This is a genomic window from Paenibacillus sp. FSL R5-0713, from assembly GCF_037973325.1.
Lineage (GTDB): Bacteria > Bacillota > Bacilli > Paenibacillales > Paenibacillaceae > Paenibacillus.
This window is the reverse complement of record NZ_CP150229.1, coordinates 1,245,691-1,263,401: the sequence shown is the minus strand read 5'-3', so window position 1 is coordinate 1,263,401 and position 17,711 is coordinate 1,245,691. Positions and strand designations below refer to the sequence as shown.

The following is a 17,711-nucleotide window of genomic DNA, read 5'->3' as shown; positions in this document are numbered from 1 at the left end:
CGCTATCATGGCCTCCTGATCGTTTATCGTTTCCTTCCACACTTCTGTTTGCATGCGTCTCTACACCCTTTCATCTAAAATATGTAGCAGAATCGCCAACGAAATCAGCGAACGACAAAAAAGCACCCGCAAGACAGGCATTTGCCTGCTCTTACGGGTGCTTCCCTCATAAGCCGTTCCATATGAGATTCGATTGAACGAGTCGCTCGAACCTTCCCTTTTTCTAATATATTCCATTCGCTGTATCTGGTCAAGTCGAGTCTATATAAATTGAATTAAAGAATATTTACACTCCACACTCCGATGACAGAACAACCTTCCGATCGCTGTTATCCCCAGATTTTTTTGATTCCTTTTATAAAGGGGAAATCCGGGGATAAAGGCGAACGCTCCGCTTCTTCAGGTCCTTTCTGTCCTCTCCGTTTTGTGTAAATAGTTTAGTTCAATTTATATAGTTTTCCTGGTCTAATATCAACCCTTTAATCAACGGGAGAACCCTTCCCGCTTATGGTTAACAACCTATATAACTCAACTTATTGATTGACCAGTATAGCTTTCATTGCCTCTGTTAGGTCTTCTTCTTTCAGCATCATGTAGATGTTCTCGCCACGAGTCACATTCAACTTAATCTGGTAGATGGTATCTTTCTCTGTTTTATAACCAGACCGTTGACGTTTGAGCAAATCGCTAATGATTTCTTTATTTTGGGTTGCGACCTGCTTCTTGATACTTAGACTCCCATCGATATATTCGGGCTCCGGGTTCGCCCACTGAAGCGAACCCGGACTGTTGATCTCCTGCTTCACAAACTGTGCGGAGACAATCTCGTCTGCCTGGACAAGCAACTGGTCGTATAAGTTGTTCTCCTTCAACCAGGCCAGCACCCGATCATAGCTAGGTTTGATCTCAAAATTCCACATCTCCCTCGGTTGAGTTGGATCTTTCGAAGACGAGTCCTGATTCATCTCTGCGTAAGCAAACGACTGCCACGGAGAGCGCTGTTCTTCGTAGGTCTGATCCAAAATGTCCTGTCTCAATAGTTCCTTGAACTCACGGACTTGCTCCGGATTGCTGATGTACACCTTTCGGTATGAACTTGTGGAAGAACGAATGCCAAAACTTAATGCATCTTCTTCCAGCTTATACGTTTCAAAGGCAACTCTTTTGTAGTCCTGGGATTGTTTCAGAGCCATCAATTCCTGATGGAATTCAGCTTCTGGAATATAGTATTTACGTTTTATCAACTTGCCGTTATCCAGCTTGTAGTTAATAAATACATACTCATCGTTACGCATCCCTGGATTGATCGGATCATTCAATAAAGGAAGATCGGAATCGACAATTTTTTGATGAAGAGCGATAACTGCCCCCATGTATTCCGAATCATTGGAATAGAGGTGACCGTCATCCATCTTCTGATTGACACCATTACTATAGATATAACGATCCCCGCCAAGCTTGATACTTTTAACCTTATTCAGTTCAGGCACTCGGGCAGCGTATCCATTCCAATCGGCAATAGGTACGTACAGTATCAGACCAGCGATAATACCATATAGAATCATCTTGGGTAGTAACTTGCTGCTCCAGATCAACCATGTTTTACGAATAATCATCTCGGCAATGATATAACCTACAATTCCACCAAGAATATATCCGAAGATTCCCCATCCGGCTGATTCTCTTGGAGCAATGATCGTGAAGTAAGCTCCGCCAATCAGAACAAGCGTAAACATTAAACCAAAGCGGAATATAGGTTTTACTAGAGTGAATGTAACTGCTTGTGTAGCGGACTCAACCTGTCTCTTTGCATAGAGCACATAAGTCAGCGGAATAAACAGGATTGTAAATATCGAATAGATTATAAGCTCTCCATTAGTGACAGGAGAATAACTGATTGAAGCTACACGAAGAACAAGTGACATTTCTTCCGCATTACGTCCCAATTCATCGTACGGATATCCAAGCAAATAATGCTGGAGATGAAGTGACATAATGAACCACACAACAACAGGTAACAAGAGTAGCGCGTACACAGTGAGCCCCTGCAAAACAGATTGACCAATGCACATGCCGACCGCCACAGTTAGCATGAACATAAACAACGAGTAAATACTCATGCTCAAGCCCCACATCCAGATCGCACTGCCATCGAACAGAAAAGCAGGTTGGTCCAGCACTGCCCATACCCAGCCGGTAATCGCAGTTGTAATCCAGATTGGAAGCAGGATCATGGCATATCCAGTCAACAGATTAACCGTTAACAGATGTTTACGACGTAAAGGCAAACTATGGAACAGATCAGAAGGTGAACCGGATTGAATATATCGAAAAAGAAAGATTCCAGCCGCTACGGGTAGTGTAATGGCGAACAGAATCTGCACTTCACCATTGGCCTGAAACAGACTTGTAATCTGCTGTGGCACGTCCCTGTACTCCGTAGCGATATATAACGGTAACGAGAACAGCAACGTGATTAGATATAAAATGCCGATCCATCCATGCTGTCTGAAATTTTGGATCAGGATGCCCCGGTTACAGAACAATCGGTTGAATATCATACCCTGCGTCCTCCATTTCGTAGATAAAGATTTCTTCGAGCGTCAGAGGCAGTACATCCAGCAGATACGGATCATGTATACGGAATTGATCCGTTACCTGTTGTCGGTTGCCTTTGACAATGTACAGAGATACACTTCCCCGTTTTTCTTCATGCAAAATATCAATCTGTTCATCCATGGCTTTGGCATGGTCCGGATGTCGGAAAGCAACCTGGATTTTGTGCGTATCGGCCTTCAGATCATCGAGATCCTTCTCTACAATAATTCGGCCTTTGTGCATAATCGCCACATGGTCACACAGATCTTCAATCTCACGCAAGTTGTGCGACGAGATAACAATGGTTACCTGACGCTCAGCTGCTTCCTGGAAGAGCAAGTTTTTGATCTGCTGGCGCATGACCGGGTCGAGGCCGTCAATCGGCTCATCCATCAGCAGCACTTCAGGCATGCAGCTAAGTCCCAGCCATACGGCTGCCTGACGGCGCATGCCTTTGGACATGCGATGCAGCTTACGTTTTACATCCAGTTTGAACACGGTGGCCAGTTGCTTGAACCGCTCCTCATTCCAGCGTGGATATACGGAACGATAAAATGCAGCCATCTGAGTTATTGAAGATTGTGGGAAAAAGTAGGGCGCATCTGCCATAAAGATCGTGCGGCCTTTGAGATCCATATTTTCATAAATTTCAGCATCCTCGATACGAACAGTCCCGCTATCCTGACGGTAAATACCAGCCATCATTTTGAGCAGCGATGTCTTGCCTGCCCCGTTGGAACCGAGCAAACCATAGATCGATCCCTTATGTATGTTCATCGTTACGCCATCCACTGCCTTTTCCTGTTCAAACGCTTTGACGACTTGATTCAGCTCAATCATGAGGCTCCTCCTTCTCTATACGGGCCATCGCTTCCTCAAACAAAAGCGTCATATCCGCTTTGGTCATACCGGAATACGAAGCTTCTGCAATCAACTTCACCAGAGACTCTCTGATCTCATCTCTCATGGCTTCATTCGGATGTTCCACTGACGATGATACGAAGCTTCCTTTTCCCTGCAAAGAATAGATGTAACCTTCACGTTCAAGCTCGCGATACGCTTTCTGAATCGTATTCGGATTCACAGTCAGCTGCGTGGATAACGCACGAACGGAAGGAAGCTGCTCGTCAGGCTTTAGAATACCGTATACGATCATTTCTTTGACTTTGTCCACCAGTTGCTCGTAGATCGCCTTACGACTGCGTACATCTAATTCGAACATCCCGCACCTCCTTTCTGTAAATGTTTGAAATAACCTATGGGTTTAAATGACTGTATCTGAAGTGTATTAGGTGTATTAACTGTACTACTATTATTAATACAGTTAATCGGATTGTCAACCGTTAACTTTGACTTCCTGTTTTATTCGGAGTACGTTAAAAGAGATAACATATGGTTTATTTGACATATCAAAATATTTGGGAGCAAGTTCGTCTCGGATTAGTACGGGGTATAATTAGAGTGGCATTCATATGAGGTCAGGTGAGATAGGCTTACTGAAGTGATACGTCTACTTGAAGCGTTATGGTTATTTGATGTGATACGCCTACCCGAGACCTTTGCTTGACGCTTTTGACAGAATTACATTACAAAGGTTGTTCAGGTCTTTCCCCTTCCGTTATGATGGAGATGAACTATTGTTCAATAATCACTGTATCTTGATTACTATTTTGTGCACGTTTAACCTGATTGATTGTTAGGTCTGTCATGCGCTATATGTTGTGTTGCTTGGTAGATTCATTGTCTGCACGGTGGTTGGCTGTTCAGCAAGCAGCTATATTAGAGTTAGCAAAACGATGCACTTGCTTTAAATTCGGGGTTGGTATGAATGAGCTACTATGCAGTGGTTGAGTGTAGACTTCGCTTGTTATTCATTGGGTTTGTTGGTATGAAATTTGAAGATTGATATTTGTCTGTTCGTATGAGGTGCCAACTCGTGTTGTCCGCCCTGCGCATACATATTGCAGATATGTCTTTCAAAGGGTGGACACGGACATGTGTAATCAAGCTGAAATTAATATTCTGCATATAGATTGTTAACATTTCTTTAATCAAACAACTTCTATATGTAGTGTTTCATTTATTTGGAGAGATATAGTACCTTTTTAGAAAAAGTGTCCACTCTTTGAAAGACAAAATTGAGATAAATGTTCTTTTGTAGTGGACAAATATATGATCGTATTTAACGGATACAAGTTGAACTATACATTCACAGAGAAATAAATAATCAGAGAATAAATATTCAAAGCAGGAATACAGCCGAAGAAGTGTAGCTGAAACATTCTGTAGGAAGCTACCTCCAAAGCATCTGTTACAACCTTAATACCTCACAAGGAGAATTCGAGATGAATGAACATAAACAGGATGAACAGCAAAGTAATAAACCGAACGCATCACTCGAAGCTAATGGACACCCGGGGGAAATAACTGGGGAGATGATCACTTCAGATATCCGGTCGGTCCAAACAAATTCATCACAACGTGTGTTAATTGTCACTGCGGTGGATGCGGAAAAAGATGCAGTTCTCCGCGGCTTGGGCGACACGGCCGCGGAACGTTTTGACGTCATTGCTGCGGGCGTTGGCCCAGCCTCGGCCGCAGCTGGAACAGCCGCTACATTGGCATATGCCGTAGCGGCTGCGAGCACAAGTGCGTTGGCGCACGGTTCCACCGCGCCAAGCCCATCGGATGTGGCACAGACATCTGCCACATCCGATGGGCCGGGGCCCCTTGCCGGGGCCGGATATTCACCAGCCTACAGGCTGGTGATCAGTGCCGGCATCGGCGGCGGGTTCCCCGGCCGGGCGGACGTCGGCTCCCTCGTGGTAGCCGACGCCATGGTTGCTGCCGATCTGGGCTCGCAGACGCCAGACGGCTTCCTTAGTGTGGACGAGCTCGGATTCGGCTCGTCCATTGTGGCGGCGGACGCGGAGCTTGCCGCTCGCCTGCGCCATGAGCTGCAGCGGGCCGGGCTCGCTGTCAGCGGAGGCACTGCGGTCACCGTGTCCACGGCGACCGGAACAGCGGAGACGGCCGCGGAGCTATTGCGCCGCGTGCCGGATGCCGCCGCCGAAGGCATGGAAGGCTTCGGCGTGGCAACCGCTGCCCAGCAGTTCGGCGTGCCAGCACTCGAACTCCGGGCCATATCCAACGCGGTCGGTCCACGCGACCGCGACGCTTGGCGCATCAAGGATGCCCTCGATGCGCTCCAGGCTGCAAGTTCCATTTTACGGGAGGTTATTACATCATGAAAATTGCATTTTCCCCTTGTCCAAATGATACATTTATCTTTCACGCGTGGGTGCACGGGCTGATTCCGGGCGCACCTGGACTGGATGTCCGGTATGCTGATATTGATATTACCAATGGTCTGGCGGCAAATCCGGATGGACCCGACACACCTGAAGTGATGAAAATATCTTATGCAGCACTGCCATACGTGTTATCTGACTACGCTCTGCTTCCAGCTGGAGGTGCACTCGGCAGAGGATGCGGTCCGCTGGTTCTGACCGCAAACGGTACGACCGATCCAGCCTATCTGTCTGGACGACGAGTTGCTGTGCCGAGCGAACGCTCAACAGCATATTTGTTGTTCCGTCTATGGGCAGCGCAAAATGTTCCTGGCGGCGTAGGTGAGATTGTGGTCATGCCATTTGACCAGATCATGCCTGCTGTGCGGGACGGCAAGATTGATGCCGGACTTGTCATCCATGAAGCACGCTTCACGTACCAGAACTATGATCTCAAACTGATGACGGATCTTGGTAACTGGTGGGAAAGCGATACTGGTCTTCCGATTCCGCTCGGAGCAATCATTGCACGTCGCGACATGGATGCTCACGCCCTCGCCGGATGGGCACGCGCCTCCGTTGAATATGCATGGGCGCACCCGGATGAGTCGAGAGCATACGTGATGGAACATGCTCAAGAAATGGATCCTGACGTGGCTGCACAGCATATCGGACTGTATGTTAACGAATTCAGCGCTAATCTGGGCGATGATGGATATGGTGCGATTACTGCACTACTTGGACGTGCCATGAAAGAAGGACTCGTTCCTGAGTTCGATCTTGATCTGTTGCGGATCTAATATTAGATTTTTTTCAGCTATTTCTTTAGCTATTTCTTTAGCTATTATGCTGGCTATAATCTGTACGCTCTAAATCTAACGAACCCTACGCACCCTATTTAGCCTAATATCATGCGTTGAGAATTCTAACGAATCTCAGACACTCTATTCATCTAGAAATGGGTCATATCACTGAAATTTCGCTTATTTTCATTCAATAACGCTTCTACGATTCGTTAGAAATGGGTATGTGCAAATTTCAAGCGAATAGCGTGCGCTGGGTTCGTTAGACTTGAGCGACACACGATCTCGACATAGAAGCAGAAAGAGCTGTCCCCTAACGTCAGATTCATGACGATGGGACAACTCTTTTTTTTTGACTTTATATACAATTCTATATTCAACTTCTTATTTCAACTTTTTATTCTACTTCATGTTCAACTTCATATCTATCACTCTACTCAACCCAAGATCAAAGCAGAAAGAACCCCATGCAACTCCAAGCTCTCCACGTCATCTTGAACCCTACTGTACTCCATTATCCCAGCCCACTGCTCTCCCATTCACAATTGCGGTCTACGATACAAATCCAACCATCGCCTACGATCTGCTGCAACCGCAACCGAACGATAGCAAACCTTCCCTACGATTCAGCCACAATGGTGCGAATCATGATCCGCAGCGCATCCAGCATCACGGGTATAGGTAGCGAAGGGACGGAAGGCTGCAACACAGCCATCTCTGTCGAGGCCGGAAAGTGTACAAATCCGGCACGGATCGGAAGTTGCCCTACTCGAATGTGATCGAGCAACCGGTACATCGTGTTGTTGCAGATATATGTGCCTGCTGTATTAGAGACGGCTGCGGGAATGCCTGCTGCTGACATGTCATTCACCATGGCTCGGATCGGCAACGTGGAGAACAAACCATCTGGGCTGCCGTCTACAATGGGCTCGTCCACGGGACGTTGCCCCTGATTATCCGCGTAGGAGCCAGGCGGAATGTCTTTGACATTCACGGCAATCCGCTCCGGTGTGATGCATGTTCTACCCTTGGCCAGCCCACAGGCGATAACAACATCCGGCCGATAGGCTTCCATCTCTGCGATGAGCAGGTCTGCACATTCATCGAAGTGCACGGGCAACAGTACTGTTTTTAGCTCAGCCCCCTCCACCACCTCGTTCGCAAGAGCTTCCATTAACGCTCCCGTCGGATTCACTGTGTCCCCGCCAAAACGTTCAAACCCGGATATCAGAATCTTCACCATTACACGTCAGCTCCTGTCTATTTACTCTGATTTGTAACGCAATCCCCACTGCCCCCGTATCGTGTCCATCAATTTCATAATTTCCAGGGATTCGTCCAGTTTAATCGTATTGCTCTCCGTCCGACCTTCGAGGATACAGCGTCCGGCTTCTTCTGCCTCAAAAGCATAACCAATACATGTTCGATCATCCGTGAATTTCTCCGGTTCGTCCTGACCGTTCACATGCAGATAAGCTTCTTTGCCCGCGAGGAACAAAGGCAGACGAATCTTGCCCTCCGTACCGTATATGACCGCTTCATTGCTGAGGTTCAGACGAATGGCAGCACTCAATGAAGCAGAGCGTCCCTCGGAATAGGACAACAACACGGAAAACTGCTCATCCACACCCGTCTCACCAATATTGGCCGTACTCCATACATGCTGGGGCTGTTCGCCAAAGATCATCGAAGCAAAGGAGATCGGGTACACCCCTGCATCAAGCAAAGCTCCTCCGCCCAGATCCGGATTAAGCAACCTTCCTTCCGGCTCCCAACCGGCACGGAATCCAAAGTCTGCCTGAAGCAAACGCACTTCACCAATTCGACCTTCTGCGATCCATGCTCTAGCTTGAGCAATCGGCGGCAAAAAGCGTGTCCACATCCCTTCCATCAGGAAAAGATTGCGCTCCCGTGCCGTCTCCACCAGTTGCTCCAGTTGACGCGCATTCATCGTAAACGGCTTTTCACAGAGCACCGCCTTACCTGCCTCGAGGCAAGCCATGACATTCTCCTTATGCACAGGATGAGGTGTTGCCACATAGATAATATCTACCTCAGGATCTTGAAGCATCTCATCATAAGAACCGTAAGCGCGTGCAAAACCATATTCAGCTGCAAACTTCTCCGCGCTACCGGCTGTCCGTGAACCTACCGCTGCTTTCACTGCGTTCCCGGCATGCTCCAGATCCCTTGCAAACTGGGATGCAATCCATCCCGTGCCCATAATGCCCCAACGTACTTTGTCCCGTCCCGCTACTTCGGTCATTTTAAAGCCTCCCTAACTGCAAATGGTGTTGAAAAGGTTCATGATTCAGATCAGGCCAACAGGTTATCCCCTTTATTTTACCAAAAAGAAACGCCTACGTCAGAAAACGGTTTCGATTATTTACTTTTATTTACGTTCATTAGACTTCCATCTCATCTGCACCTCGAACATATCTGTGTACATTTCAATTCTTCAGTAGATTTGCTAAGATTATCAGCAGACTAGGAGCCAAAAGGTCTTGTCCCGTGGCATGGTTGTAACTCACAATAATCCGGTTAAATCAACCATCATACCTGATTAACAACATCCTATCCCTGTCTTACAGGTATATAAAAATATCAACTATACTGCCAACGGGCCCTGACAGACAAGGCAACCAATTATTATAATCCAGCACTCCGAGCTGACGGTAAGCTCTTGGTATAGTTATCACTAAGCGCGATCCAGAATCTGCACATGTGTCCACACGGCATGATCCGGGTATATGCCCCTATTCAATCCATACAATTCTTGCCTCATGCCACGCGATCAATGGATGTTCAACAAAGACGTTCAGGTCCGCCAAAATATCGTACGTTCCCGCTTCAATCATGACCTAAATAACTGTTCAATGATTACCTAATAACTTTTCAAAAGAGAGGAGGTCACAAGCACCATGACTACCATCCCTGGTACGGCCCACAGCGGCATCAATCCATACCTGTTGCATCAGCAGACAAATCCCCGTTCAGAAAAGGAACCCTCAAACCGGGCAGATCTGGATGCATTCCTGAATGATACCCTGATCGAACTTCGTCAGGCAGAACATATAATAACCCATGGAAAATGGCGCTGGTCCACTACTGAACTTGCTCATCATACCTTTATATACATGCACAAATTCACAGGCCAACTGATCATGAATGGGACCGAATCCCACGTGGTTCGCAAATCAGCTTGTCTGTGCACACCCGACGCTTCAATTGAACTGATCGGAGATGAAGAACATGATATTGAACTATATATCATTCACTTCGATCTATATCGGGCTACGGAGAAAACCAAAGCCAGACGCATCTACGAACGTGAACTCAGTTCACCGGTTACAGGCTGGATTCAGGGCCCATTTTACGGTATACAGCGCATTGCCGTGCAGCTTACACACCTTAACAACGAAAATGCACAAAAAGACTTGAAGGCGCAGCTCTTCCTGACGGAACTGTTACATATGCTCTGGCCCCAACAACAAGAAGATCAGACGGACGCAGCGGCTGGGCAGGATGAACCAGAACAGTGGCTCAGGTCCACCCTGCAATATATGCGTGAAAACTATATGCATGAGATCAAGCTGGAAAAGCTGGCTGAACTGGCCGACATGCATCCGTCCTATTACTCACAGCTATTCAAGAGCCGCATGCAGAAGAATCCCATTGAATACATCACTCATCTGCGTATGAACCGGGCCAAGGAATTGCTGCTCACTTCCGATCTGCGTATCCGTGATGTGGCTCGTGAAGTGGGTTACCGTGACGAATTCTATTTCAGCCGACGTTTCCGGAACCATGCTGGTTATGCGCCAACTTCCTATGCGAAGCAGGTCCACCGGAACATCGTGTCGCTCTCCTACCCATACACGGACCATCTGATGACACTTGGCGTCACACCATGCGCAGCTCAGATCCAGGGGCACCTGCCTCATCTGCCCAAATCGCTGGCACTGCCCTTCCATGCTTACGAACCGTGGGAACAAGGACGTCAGGCATTCCTCAATGTGAATCCTGATTTGATTCTGACCAAGGACAATGCCACTGCAAAAGCCATGGAGCATATTGGCGATGTCGCCCCTATCATCACCATTCCCTGGAACCAGACAGACGTCTTCGGTCATCTGCATCAGATCGCATCCATTGTGGATCGTACCCAAGCCGCGACAGATTGGCTGGATCGACATGAGCGCAAAGCGGAGCGTGCACGCAAAAAAATGAAGGAAATCGTCGGAGATATTACCGTTGCCGTTGGCACGTTAACGCCTAAAGGCCCACGGATGTACAGCCATCGCAACTTCGGACATGTCTTTTACCGCAGTCTGCAATTGGCCGTTCCTCAGCGCATTCAGACCGAACTGGCTGGCAAACCTCCCGGCGTCGGATTCAACTGGTTGCCCTTCACACCAGGAGAGTGGGATGGTTTGGAGGCAGATGTGCTGGTACTGGCGATTAATTCTATGCATGAAAAGGCAACACTATGGAAAGAGATGGCTTCGAATCCACTATGGAACAGCCATCCCGCGGTAAAAAACGGACGTGTGCATCTCATCGACTGGAACTCATGGGTCGTATATGCTCCATATTCCATCAACATCCAGCTCGATGAAGCGCTCTCTATGTTGACGAACAAACCTTCACTTTTGTAATCTAAAAAATGTCCATCTCCAGAATCTTAATTTATGCCATGTACGGGCCTGAATTAAGATTCTATAATGATGACTAATTGATAATGATAATCAATAACAATGAAATACGTTGTTGGTACCAAAGGAGTGACCCGTATTCAACATCCGGGACTGCCACATCGTCCATCTAATTCAAAAAAATCTGCGGTGACCGTTGGGCTGACGTTTTTGTCTGCCATAGCCATACTGCTGCTAAGTATGTTTGTCGCCATCTCGTTAGGTGCCAAAGGGCTAACGCTGGAAACCGTATGGGCTGCCATATTTCAGTACAACCCGGCTTTGACACCACATCAGATTATTCATGAACTGCGGCTGCCTCGTGTGCTTGCAGCGGTTATCATCGGCGCTGCCTTTGCTGTTGCAGGAGCTTTAATGCAAGGCATTACACGTAATCCGCTGGCAGACACGGGCATTCTGGGCATCAATGCCGGAGCCACTTTTGTGGTAGCACTGAGCTTCGCCTTTTGGCCCGGACTGCCCTATGGCTGGATCATGGTTTTATCATTCGTGGGGGCTGTCTTGGGCACACTGCTTATCTTCCTGCTTGGAATGGCAGCACCGGGTGGTCTGAATTCCATCAGACTGACGGTCGCAGGGGCCGTTATTGCAGCCATGTTAACCTCGCTCAGCACAGGCGTTGCCATTTATTTTGACCTGAGTCAGGATCTGGCCTTCTGGTATGCAGGAGGTTTTGGCGGAATTGAATGGCGGCATCTCAAGCTGATTCTTCCCGTGCTGCTCGCAACACTCGTCCTGATTATGCCACTCGCCCGGCGTGTATCCCTTATGTCACTCGGAGAAGAAGTCGCGATTAATCTCGGGATCAACCTGCGCTGGACGAGGTTTCTCGCCCTCGCAGCAGTTGTTGTGCTGGCTGGTGTGTCCGTGTCGGCAGTAGGCTCAATTGGATTTGTTGGACTCGTCATCCCCCATATCTCACGCAAACTGGTGGGTGTGGATTATCGACTCATCATTCCGATGTCTTCTCTGCTTGGTGCGATATTACTGGTGCTCGCCGATCTGGGCTCACGCATCGTGAACCCGCCGGAAGAACTCGCAGTAGGCATTATGGTCGCCTTTGTTGGTGTACCGTTCTTCCTCTATCTGGCCCGTAAAGAAAGGAGGGCCTTGTAGCGATGAATTTCAATACACCTTCACGATCACGAGGTAAACGTTCGTTAGTCGTCAGCATCACACTGCTCTGCATCGCCATTGCCGTTATTGTGATCAGCCTGAACACGGGAACCATTCGCCTCTCCCCAGTAGCTGTGTTACAGACCTTGCTTGGTCATGGCAGTTCGGATGATCAGATTGTACTGTTTGATTACCGACTGCCTCGCATCCTGGTCACTGTACTGGCCGGAGCGGGACTTGGTATTGCCGGGGCAGCCTTGCAAGGGATTACCCGCAATCCGCTGGCGGACCCGGGCATTCTGGGATTACATGCAGGGGCAGCGTTTGGACTAATGGTGTTTGTTAGTCTCTCCTTTACAATGGATGGCTCTGTAGCCTTGCTGATTCCGTTGTTCGCTTTTGCAGGCAGTGTTGCCGCCGCCCTGATCATCATGCTGTTATCTTATGATCGCCATAACGGCGTATCTCCCATTAAGCTGATTCTGGTGGGAATCGCGGTAGCGGCCGGGTTCCATGCGTTGACCCTCTACTTATCCCTGCGTTTGGATGAAGACACCTATTCCTTTGCCGCCCGCTGGTTGGCAGGTAGCGTCTGGGGCCGGGATTGGATTCATGTGCAAGCGTTGCTTCCCTGGGTGGTGCTATGTATCTCGTACATTTGGAGTCGATCCAAAACGCTCGATGCCTTCAACCTTGGAGATGCTGCCGCAACCAGCATTGGGACGCCTGTTCGATCCCAGCGTATTATTTTGTTGCTCTGTGCCGTAGCCTTGTCTGCCGTCAGTGTATCGATGGCCGGGGGGATTGGCTTTATCGGTCTGGCCGCACCACATCTGGCGCGCAGACTTGTCGGTCCGATGCATCGGCATCTGATCCCTGCTGCCGGACTCATTGGGATGGTTATTCTGGTGAGCGCTGATACGATCGGGCGAACGATCTTTCAGCCTAACGCCATTCCGGCAGGTGTAGTGGTTGCCGCGATTGGCGCACCTTACTTTTTGTACCTGTTAGTACGAAGCAAGTGATCTTTTTTTTACAAAAACAATAATTACATCCCAGAGATGTTCAAGGAGAATGTGACTACCCATGTTAAAGAAAAACCTTATGCTTGTCATGAGTATCTGTCTGGTGCTTGTGCTCGCTGCCTGTGGAACGGCCAATAACTCGTCATCTGCTTCTGGTGGTTCATCCACGGATACTTCAACCAACAATCAGGACAACAGTGCAGGTTCAGGGGAACCACGTATTGCCTCCATGTCGATCCATCTGACCAATGATCTGCTATCACTCGGGATTACGCCAGTTGGTTCTGTTATCGGTGGTGAAGCCAAAGGCTTCCTGTCTCACGTTGCTGATCAACTTCAAAATACAACGCCACTTGGTCCGGTTAAAGATCCGGATATGGAAGCTTTGCTTGCTCTGAAACCCGATGTAATCTATCTGGACGAAGAATTCTCGGGTGATGATATTGCCAAGTTCGAAAAAATTGCTCCGGTGCATGTCTTCAACCTGGATGACGGTACATGGCGTGATCATCTGAAAGACATTGGCAAACTCGTGAATCGCGAGAAGGAAGCCGAGCAGTACATTCAGGACTACGCGACCGAAACGGAAGAAGTGAAATCTCTGATTCATGACACGATTGGTGATGGTACCGTAATGGCGATTCGTGTTACTGCCAAAGAGTTGCGTGTATTCAGTACACGCCGTCCCATGGGTCCCATTTTGTATGAGGATCTCGGTCTGACGCCTGCCAAAGGCATCACAGATATCGATTCAACGAAACCGTACCAGGTCGTCTCCCGTGAAATCTTGCCGGACTATGATGCAGATGCAATCTTTGTGGTAGTGAATTCGGATGATGAAGCCCAAACCATGTTCAAGGAGCTGCAAAACAATCCGATCTGGCAAGGTCTGAAAGCAGTCAAAGCCGGTCATGTCTACCCGATTGGGGCACAACCTTGGCTCGATTACTCATCGATTGGTAATAAAATGGCCATGGATGAAGCCAAAGAAATGTTCTCCAAAAAATAACAAAAAAAAACCTCACTTTGAAATCGGAACAACGTTGGTATGAATCATACTGACGCTCTATTCCGGTCAAAGCTGAGGTTTTTTGTTTTGAATCTGTCAGCAGGCTGCGATCTACCCTTTTCCACCAAGCGCGCTCACACTGTACAGACAATAATCTCAACATCCGTATCGGCAAAAGCTTCCTGAATAATTGGGCTGACCTTCTCCCATTTCAGTCTGTCCAACCCGCATCCGATCCGGGGCATCGCCAGTTTCGTAATCCCTTCCATCACACATACGTCCCGCATGGATTCTACCGCATTCGTCAACGATTGGTACGTCGGCTTATTGGAGAACTTTGCTTTGGTGACCAGATTGAGCGTCCGTCCTACCGGATAACATCGTCCAATCTCAAGCGGCTCTTGTTTGGCCTGTTCTTGTAGATTCTCCAAACCGAATCGCTCGCGGAACTGTACCGCAATGCCCTTGCCCATCCTTGCATCGGCTGATATGCAATGCGCAAGCGAGTAATCATCTCCCAGATCAAATAAATCCTGCTGTCTCTCATGAAATTGCATGTCATCTCTCTCCTTTATCCTATTTACACAGATCCTTATTTTATTTATTAGACCTCTGCCAAAATACGTTGAAATGCCTTTAATGTTCTCTGACCTGCTGATCGATCATATACGGCAAATACAATGCGTTCAAAGGCGTCCTTATAAGCCTCTCCCACTAACACATCATGAAAATACTTCGCCACTACTGCTGGTTCATTACGAAATACGCCGCAACCGTACGCACCCAGAACAATCGTGCGGTGACCATTCGCAACAGCCACGTCCAGAATATAACGGATGCGTTCCTTCATCACCGATTCAATCTGTAAATCATCCGCTTCTCCACGCTCTTTCACCACACCCGCATTCACCGCCGGCGCAGTAATGAATGAGCATACATAATATTTATCCAGCAGCCTGTCTTCATCATCACGGATCACCGGAACATCCGGTGAATAGATCATATAATCCGAATAGAGACCCGATCGCTGTTTGCGATTGTACTCGTACATTTCATCCATCTGGGCGATGCACGGGTATAGTCCTGTCGCTCGGGCCAGACTCTCTTCCTGTGCCTGACTTCCGCCAAGGAAACCGCCGCCCGGATTTTTCGCTGATGCAAAGTTTAGACAGACCACATCTTCTCTTCCTTCAGCTATTGCCAAACGTGAAGCGGCTCCAAGTGTAGTCTCGCCAGTAACTTCAATGCGACCCAATGCAGCTTCAACTTCAGATGATGGGGCAGCGGGTTGAATTCCAACGTGAGCTTCTGTACGACGTTTTTCTCTGAGCGCGGACAATGCTGCTGGACGGTATAAGACCGAATTTCGGACGGCTTGCTGCACATCGGTACCGATCCCAACCTTGCGATCATACCCATTTACGTAATGCCCTTCATCCAAAATAGCCAACGTCTGCTGTGCGATATTAGCCCGCTTGGAACGTGAATTGGAGCCACCATTACCCCTTGATCTACTAGAATCACTCATCTGAATCACTTCCTATATCTTCTCTTAGACGGGTCAGAATCTCACCCAGCCAATTGGTTCCCCGCCATGTTCTTCGATTGCGAATGCGCGGGTCTTCCTCCGCCAGTCCCACACCCCAGATGCGATCATCCGGGCTTGCTTCCACAAGGGTCGTTCCACGAGTGGCACGCAGCGCGGTTAGCAGTTCTTCGTTTTGTGTGAATTTGGCCAAATTGCCCTCGTAAACGATGCGCTGGCACTCAGCTTCCCATAAAGCCCGGTCAAAGCCCGTAACCTGTCTGCCCAGCTTTTTTTGTACCGAAGCAGAGCTTGCCTTCAGAATCTTGTCTGCCATGGTCTGATCCCCAAATAGCAGTGCTTTCTGGTGCATCATGTATTGCTCCGCACTCGTGTAGTGAACCCCGTTCACGGTAAAGTCCGCCGGGTGCCACTGTGAGAACGGCGATGCTGTCCGCCAGAAAAACGTAAACTTTTCCATCCATATCCCCTCTTTACTTGCTCCTCATGTATACAACGATCCGGGCCTCTGGCCTGAATCACTTCGTACGAGTTCATTGGTTCCTACCGTTTCTATGGTGTATGCCTCTCTGGATTCAATCTGTATAAACGTGATGGTCGATGACCGGCACTGCTCGCATATTCTCCCGTCTCAATGACCCAATCGGCGATTTTGCGCCGGAAAGCAGCAGCCAGCAGTTTTTTTCCACTGATGATCTCATGTACTTTCTGAAGTGCAGTCAATGTGAACGTCTCTGGCATCAGATTGAATGCAATATCCGTATACTCGATCTTGGATCGCAGACGCTCAAGTGCATAATGAATGATTTTGGCATGATCAAATGCAATCCCCTGAACCTCACCCAACGTCACATGATGGCTCCGTACTTTTCCTTCTATCGTTTCTTTCGTCTCAACAATGGCCGACAACTCTTCTGTTCCATTGGTCAAAATCAACTGCAGCCTGCGTTCTGTCACACGTCCACGCTCATGGATATGGCGCTTCTCTTCCAGAAGACGCTGCTCCACCCGAAACCAACTGGCCTCACTGGCATCATCACCGGCCTGAAGCTCCAGCTCGCTACTATCGACCAGTGCCATATAGGAACAGCTGATAACCCGTGTACGTGGGTCTCGCTCCACATCTCCCCAGGTGTACAGTTGCTCCAGATAAATATCATCCAGCCCCGTCTCTGTCAACAATTCCCGCCGAGCAGCATCTTCCAGTGATTCCTGCATGGAGACAAATCCGCCCGGTAACGCCCACTGTCCCAGATAGGGATGGCCGCCTCGACGAATCAGCAGCAACTGGAGTTCGGGTTCCGCGAGTTTGCGATAATTCTCCTGAGCTTCACTGCGGATCGTAAATACCAACATGTCCACGGTGACGGAAGGACGTTCATAATCGCCAGCATCATAGCTGTCCAAAAACTGTTCTTCACTAATATAAGCCTGATCCTGATGCTCCTGGTAATCGAGAGTATTTCCTCCAGAGGAACCTTCCTTAGTCATACGATATAAACCCCATTCTGTTATTAACATTTTGTTATTAACAATTAGATAATATCAATTTATCACATCGTTTTATCTCAGGTCAATATTTCCAATCCAAATATATGATCTATATTCA

At 48.2% G+C, this 17,711-nt stretch carries 15 protein-coding genes; 6 read left to right on the top strand and 9 right to left on the bottom strand.

The features are described 5' to 3' along the window. Window positions 1–533: 533 nt before the first annotated feature. From MKZ12_RS05550 to MKZ12_RS05540, 3 genes are read right to left on the bottom strand one after another with little or no spacing between them, the layout of a single operon-like run. Window positions 534–2,561 carry a hypothetical protein gene (locus MKZ12_RS05550; protein WP_339259203.1) on the bottom strand — a complete coding sequence of 676 codons (2,028 nt, stop codon included), beginning with the start codon at window positions 2,559–2,561 and terminating at the stop codon, window positions 534–536. After that, window positions 2,536–3,438, bottom strand: coding sequence for an ABC transporter ATP-binding protein (locus MKZ12_RS05545; protein WP_339259201.1), 903 nt, complete (start codon window positions 3,436–3,438; stop codon window positions 2,536–2,538). The genes MKZ12_RS05550 and MKZ12_RS05545 overlap by 26 nt, the downstream gene beginning before the upstream one ends. Next, window positions 3,431–3,820, bottom strand: a complete 390-nt coding sequence (locus MKZ12_RS05540) for a GntR family transcriptional regulator (protein ID WP_339240045.1) — start codon at window positions 3,818–3,820, stop codon at window positions 3,431–3,433. The genes MKZ12_RS05545 and MKZ12_RS05540 overlap by 8 nt, the downstream gene beginning before the upstream one ends. Before the next feature lie 1,123 nt (window positions 3,821–4,943). Here MKZ12_RS05540 and MKZ12_RS05535 point away from each other — a divergent pair. Next, window positions 4,944–5,849, top strand: a complete 906-nt coding sequence (locus MKZ12_RS05535) for a futalosine hydrolase (RefSeq protein WP_339259199.1) — start codon at window positions 4,944–4,946, stop codon at window positions 5,847–5,849. After that, window positions 5,846–6,688, top strand: a complete 843-nt coding sequence (locus MKZ12_RS05530) for a 1,4-dihydroxy-6-naphthoate synthase (RefSeq protein WP_339259197.1) — start codon at window positions 5,846–5,848, stop codon at window positions 6,686–6,688. The genes MKZ12_RS05535 and MKZ12_RS05530 overlap by 4 nt, the downstream gene beginning before the upstream one ends. A 622-nt stretch (window positions 6,689–7,310) precedes the next feature. On the opposite strand, the gene MKZ12_RS05525 is transcribed toward MKZ12_RS05530, so the two are convergent. Together MKZ12_RS05525 and MKZ12_RS05520 are read right to left on the bottom strand one after the other, a co-directional pair. Beyond that, on the bottom strand, window positions 7,311–7,934 hold the full coding sequence (locus MKZ12_RS05525; protein ID WP_339259195.1) for a pyroglutamyl-peptidase I: 624 nt from the start codon (window positions 7,932–7,934) through the stop codon (window positions 7,311–7,313). 21 nt (window positions 7,935–7,955) lie between these two features. Continuing rightward, a complete protein-coding gene (locus MKZ12_RS05520; protein WP_339259193.1) occupies window positions 7,956–8,957 on the bottom strand; it encodes a Gfo/Idh/MocA family oxidoreductase in 1,002 nt (333 codons plus the stop codon). 655 nt (window positions 8,958–9,612) lie between these two features. Here MKZ12_RS05520 and MKZ12_RS05515 point away from each other — a divergent pair. The 4 genes from MKZ12_RS05515 (at window position 9,613) to MKZ12_RS05500 (ending at window position 14,556) form a co-directional block, all read left to right on the top strand. Then, the gene (locus tag MKZ12_RS05515) at window positions 9,613–11,349 is read left to right on the top strand and encodes an AraC family transcriptional regulator (RefSeq protein ID WP_339259191.1); all 1,737 of its coding nucleotides are present in this window, start codon (window positions 9,613–9,615) and stop codon (window positions 11,347–11,349) included. Between the two features lie 99 nt (window positions 11,350–11,448). After that, window positions 11,449–12,522, top strand: coding sequence for an iron ABC transporter permease (locus tag MKZ12_RS05510; RefSeq protein ID WP_339259190.1), 1,074 nt, complete (start codon window positions 11,449–11,451; stop codon window positions 12,520–12,522). A gap of 2 nt (window positions 12,523–12,524) precedes the next feature. Continuing rightward, window positions 12,525–13,547 carry an iron ABC transporter permease gene (locus tag MKZ12_RS05505; protein WP_339240037.1) on the top strand — a complete coding sequence of 341 codons (1,023 nt, stop codon included), beginning with the start codon at window positions 12,525–12,527 and terminating at the stop codon, window positions 13,545–13,547. Between the two features lie 61 nt (window positions 13,548–13,608). Further along, on the top strand, window positions 13,609–14,556 hold the full coding sequence (locus tag MKZ12_RS05500) for an iron-hydroxamate ABC transporter substrate-binding protein (protein ID WP_339259189.1): 948 nt from the start codon (window positions 13,609–13,611) through the stop codon (window positions 14,554–14,556). 134 nt (window positions 14,557–14,690) lie between these two features. Here the strand turns inward: MKZ12_RS05500 and MKZ12_RS05495 are convergent, their stop codons facing one another. From MKZ12_RS05495 to MKZ12_RS05480, 4 genes are all read right to left on the bottom strand, one after another. Then, window positions 14,691–15,113: a macro domain-containing protein gene (locus tag MKZ12_RS05495; protein WP_339259188.1), complete on the bottom strand. Its 423-nt coding sequence runs from the start codon at window positions 15,111–15,113 to the stop codon at window positions 14,691–14,693. A gap of 47 nt (window positions 15,114–15,160) precedes the next feature. Further along, window positions 15,161–16,084, bottom strand: a complete 924-nt coding sequence (locus tag MKZ12_RS05490; protein ID WP_339259186.1) for a TIGR02452 family protein — start codon at window positions 16,082–16,084, stop codon at window positions 15,161–15,163. After that, the gene (locus MKZ12_RS05485; protein WP_339259185.1) at window positions 16,077–16,562 is read right to left on the bottom strand and encodes an NADAR family protein; all 486 of its coding nucleotides are present in this window, start codon (window positions 16,560–16,562) and stop codon (window positions 16,077–16,079) included. Before MKZ12_RS05485 ends, MKZ12_RS05490 begins: the two co-directional genes overlap by 8 nt. Before the next feature lie 92 nt (window positions 16,563–16,654). After that, window positions 16,655–17,593, bottom strand: a complete 939-nt coding sequence (locus tag MKZ12_RS05480) for an NUDIX domain-containing protein (RefSeq protein ID WP_339259183.1) — start codon at window positions 17,591–17,593, stop codon at window positions 16,655–16,657. Window positions 17,594–17,711 lie beyond the last annotated feature (118 nt).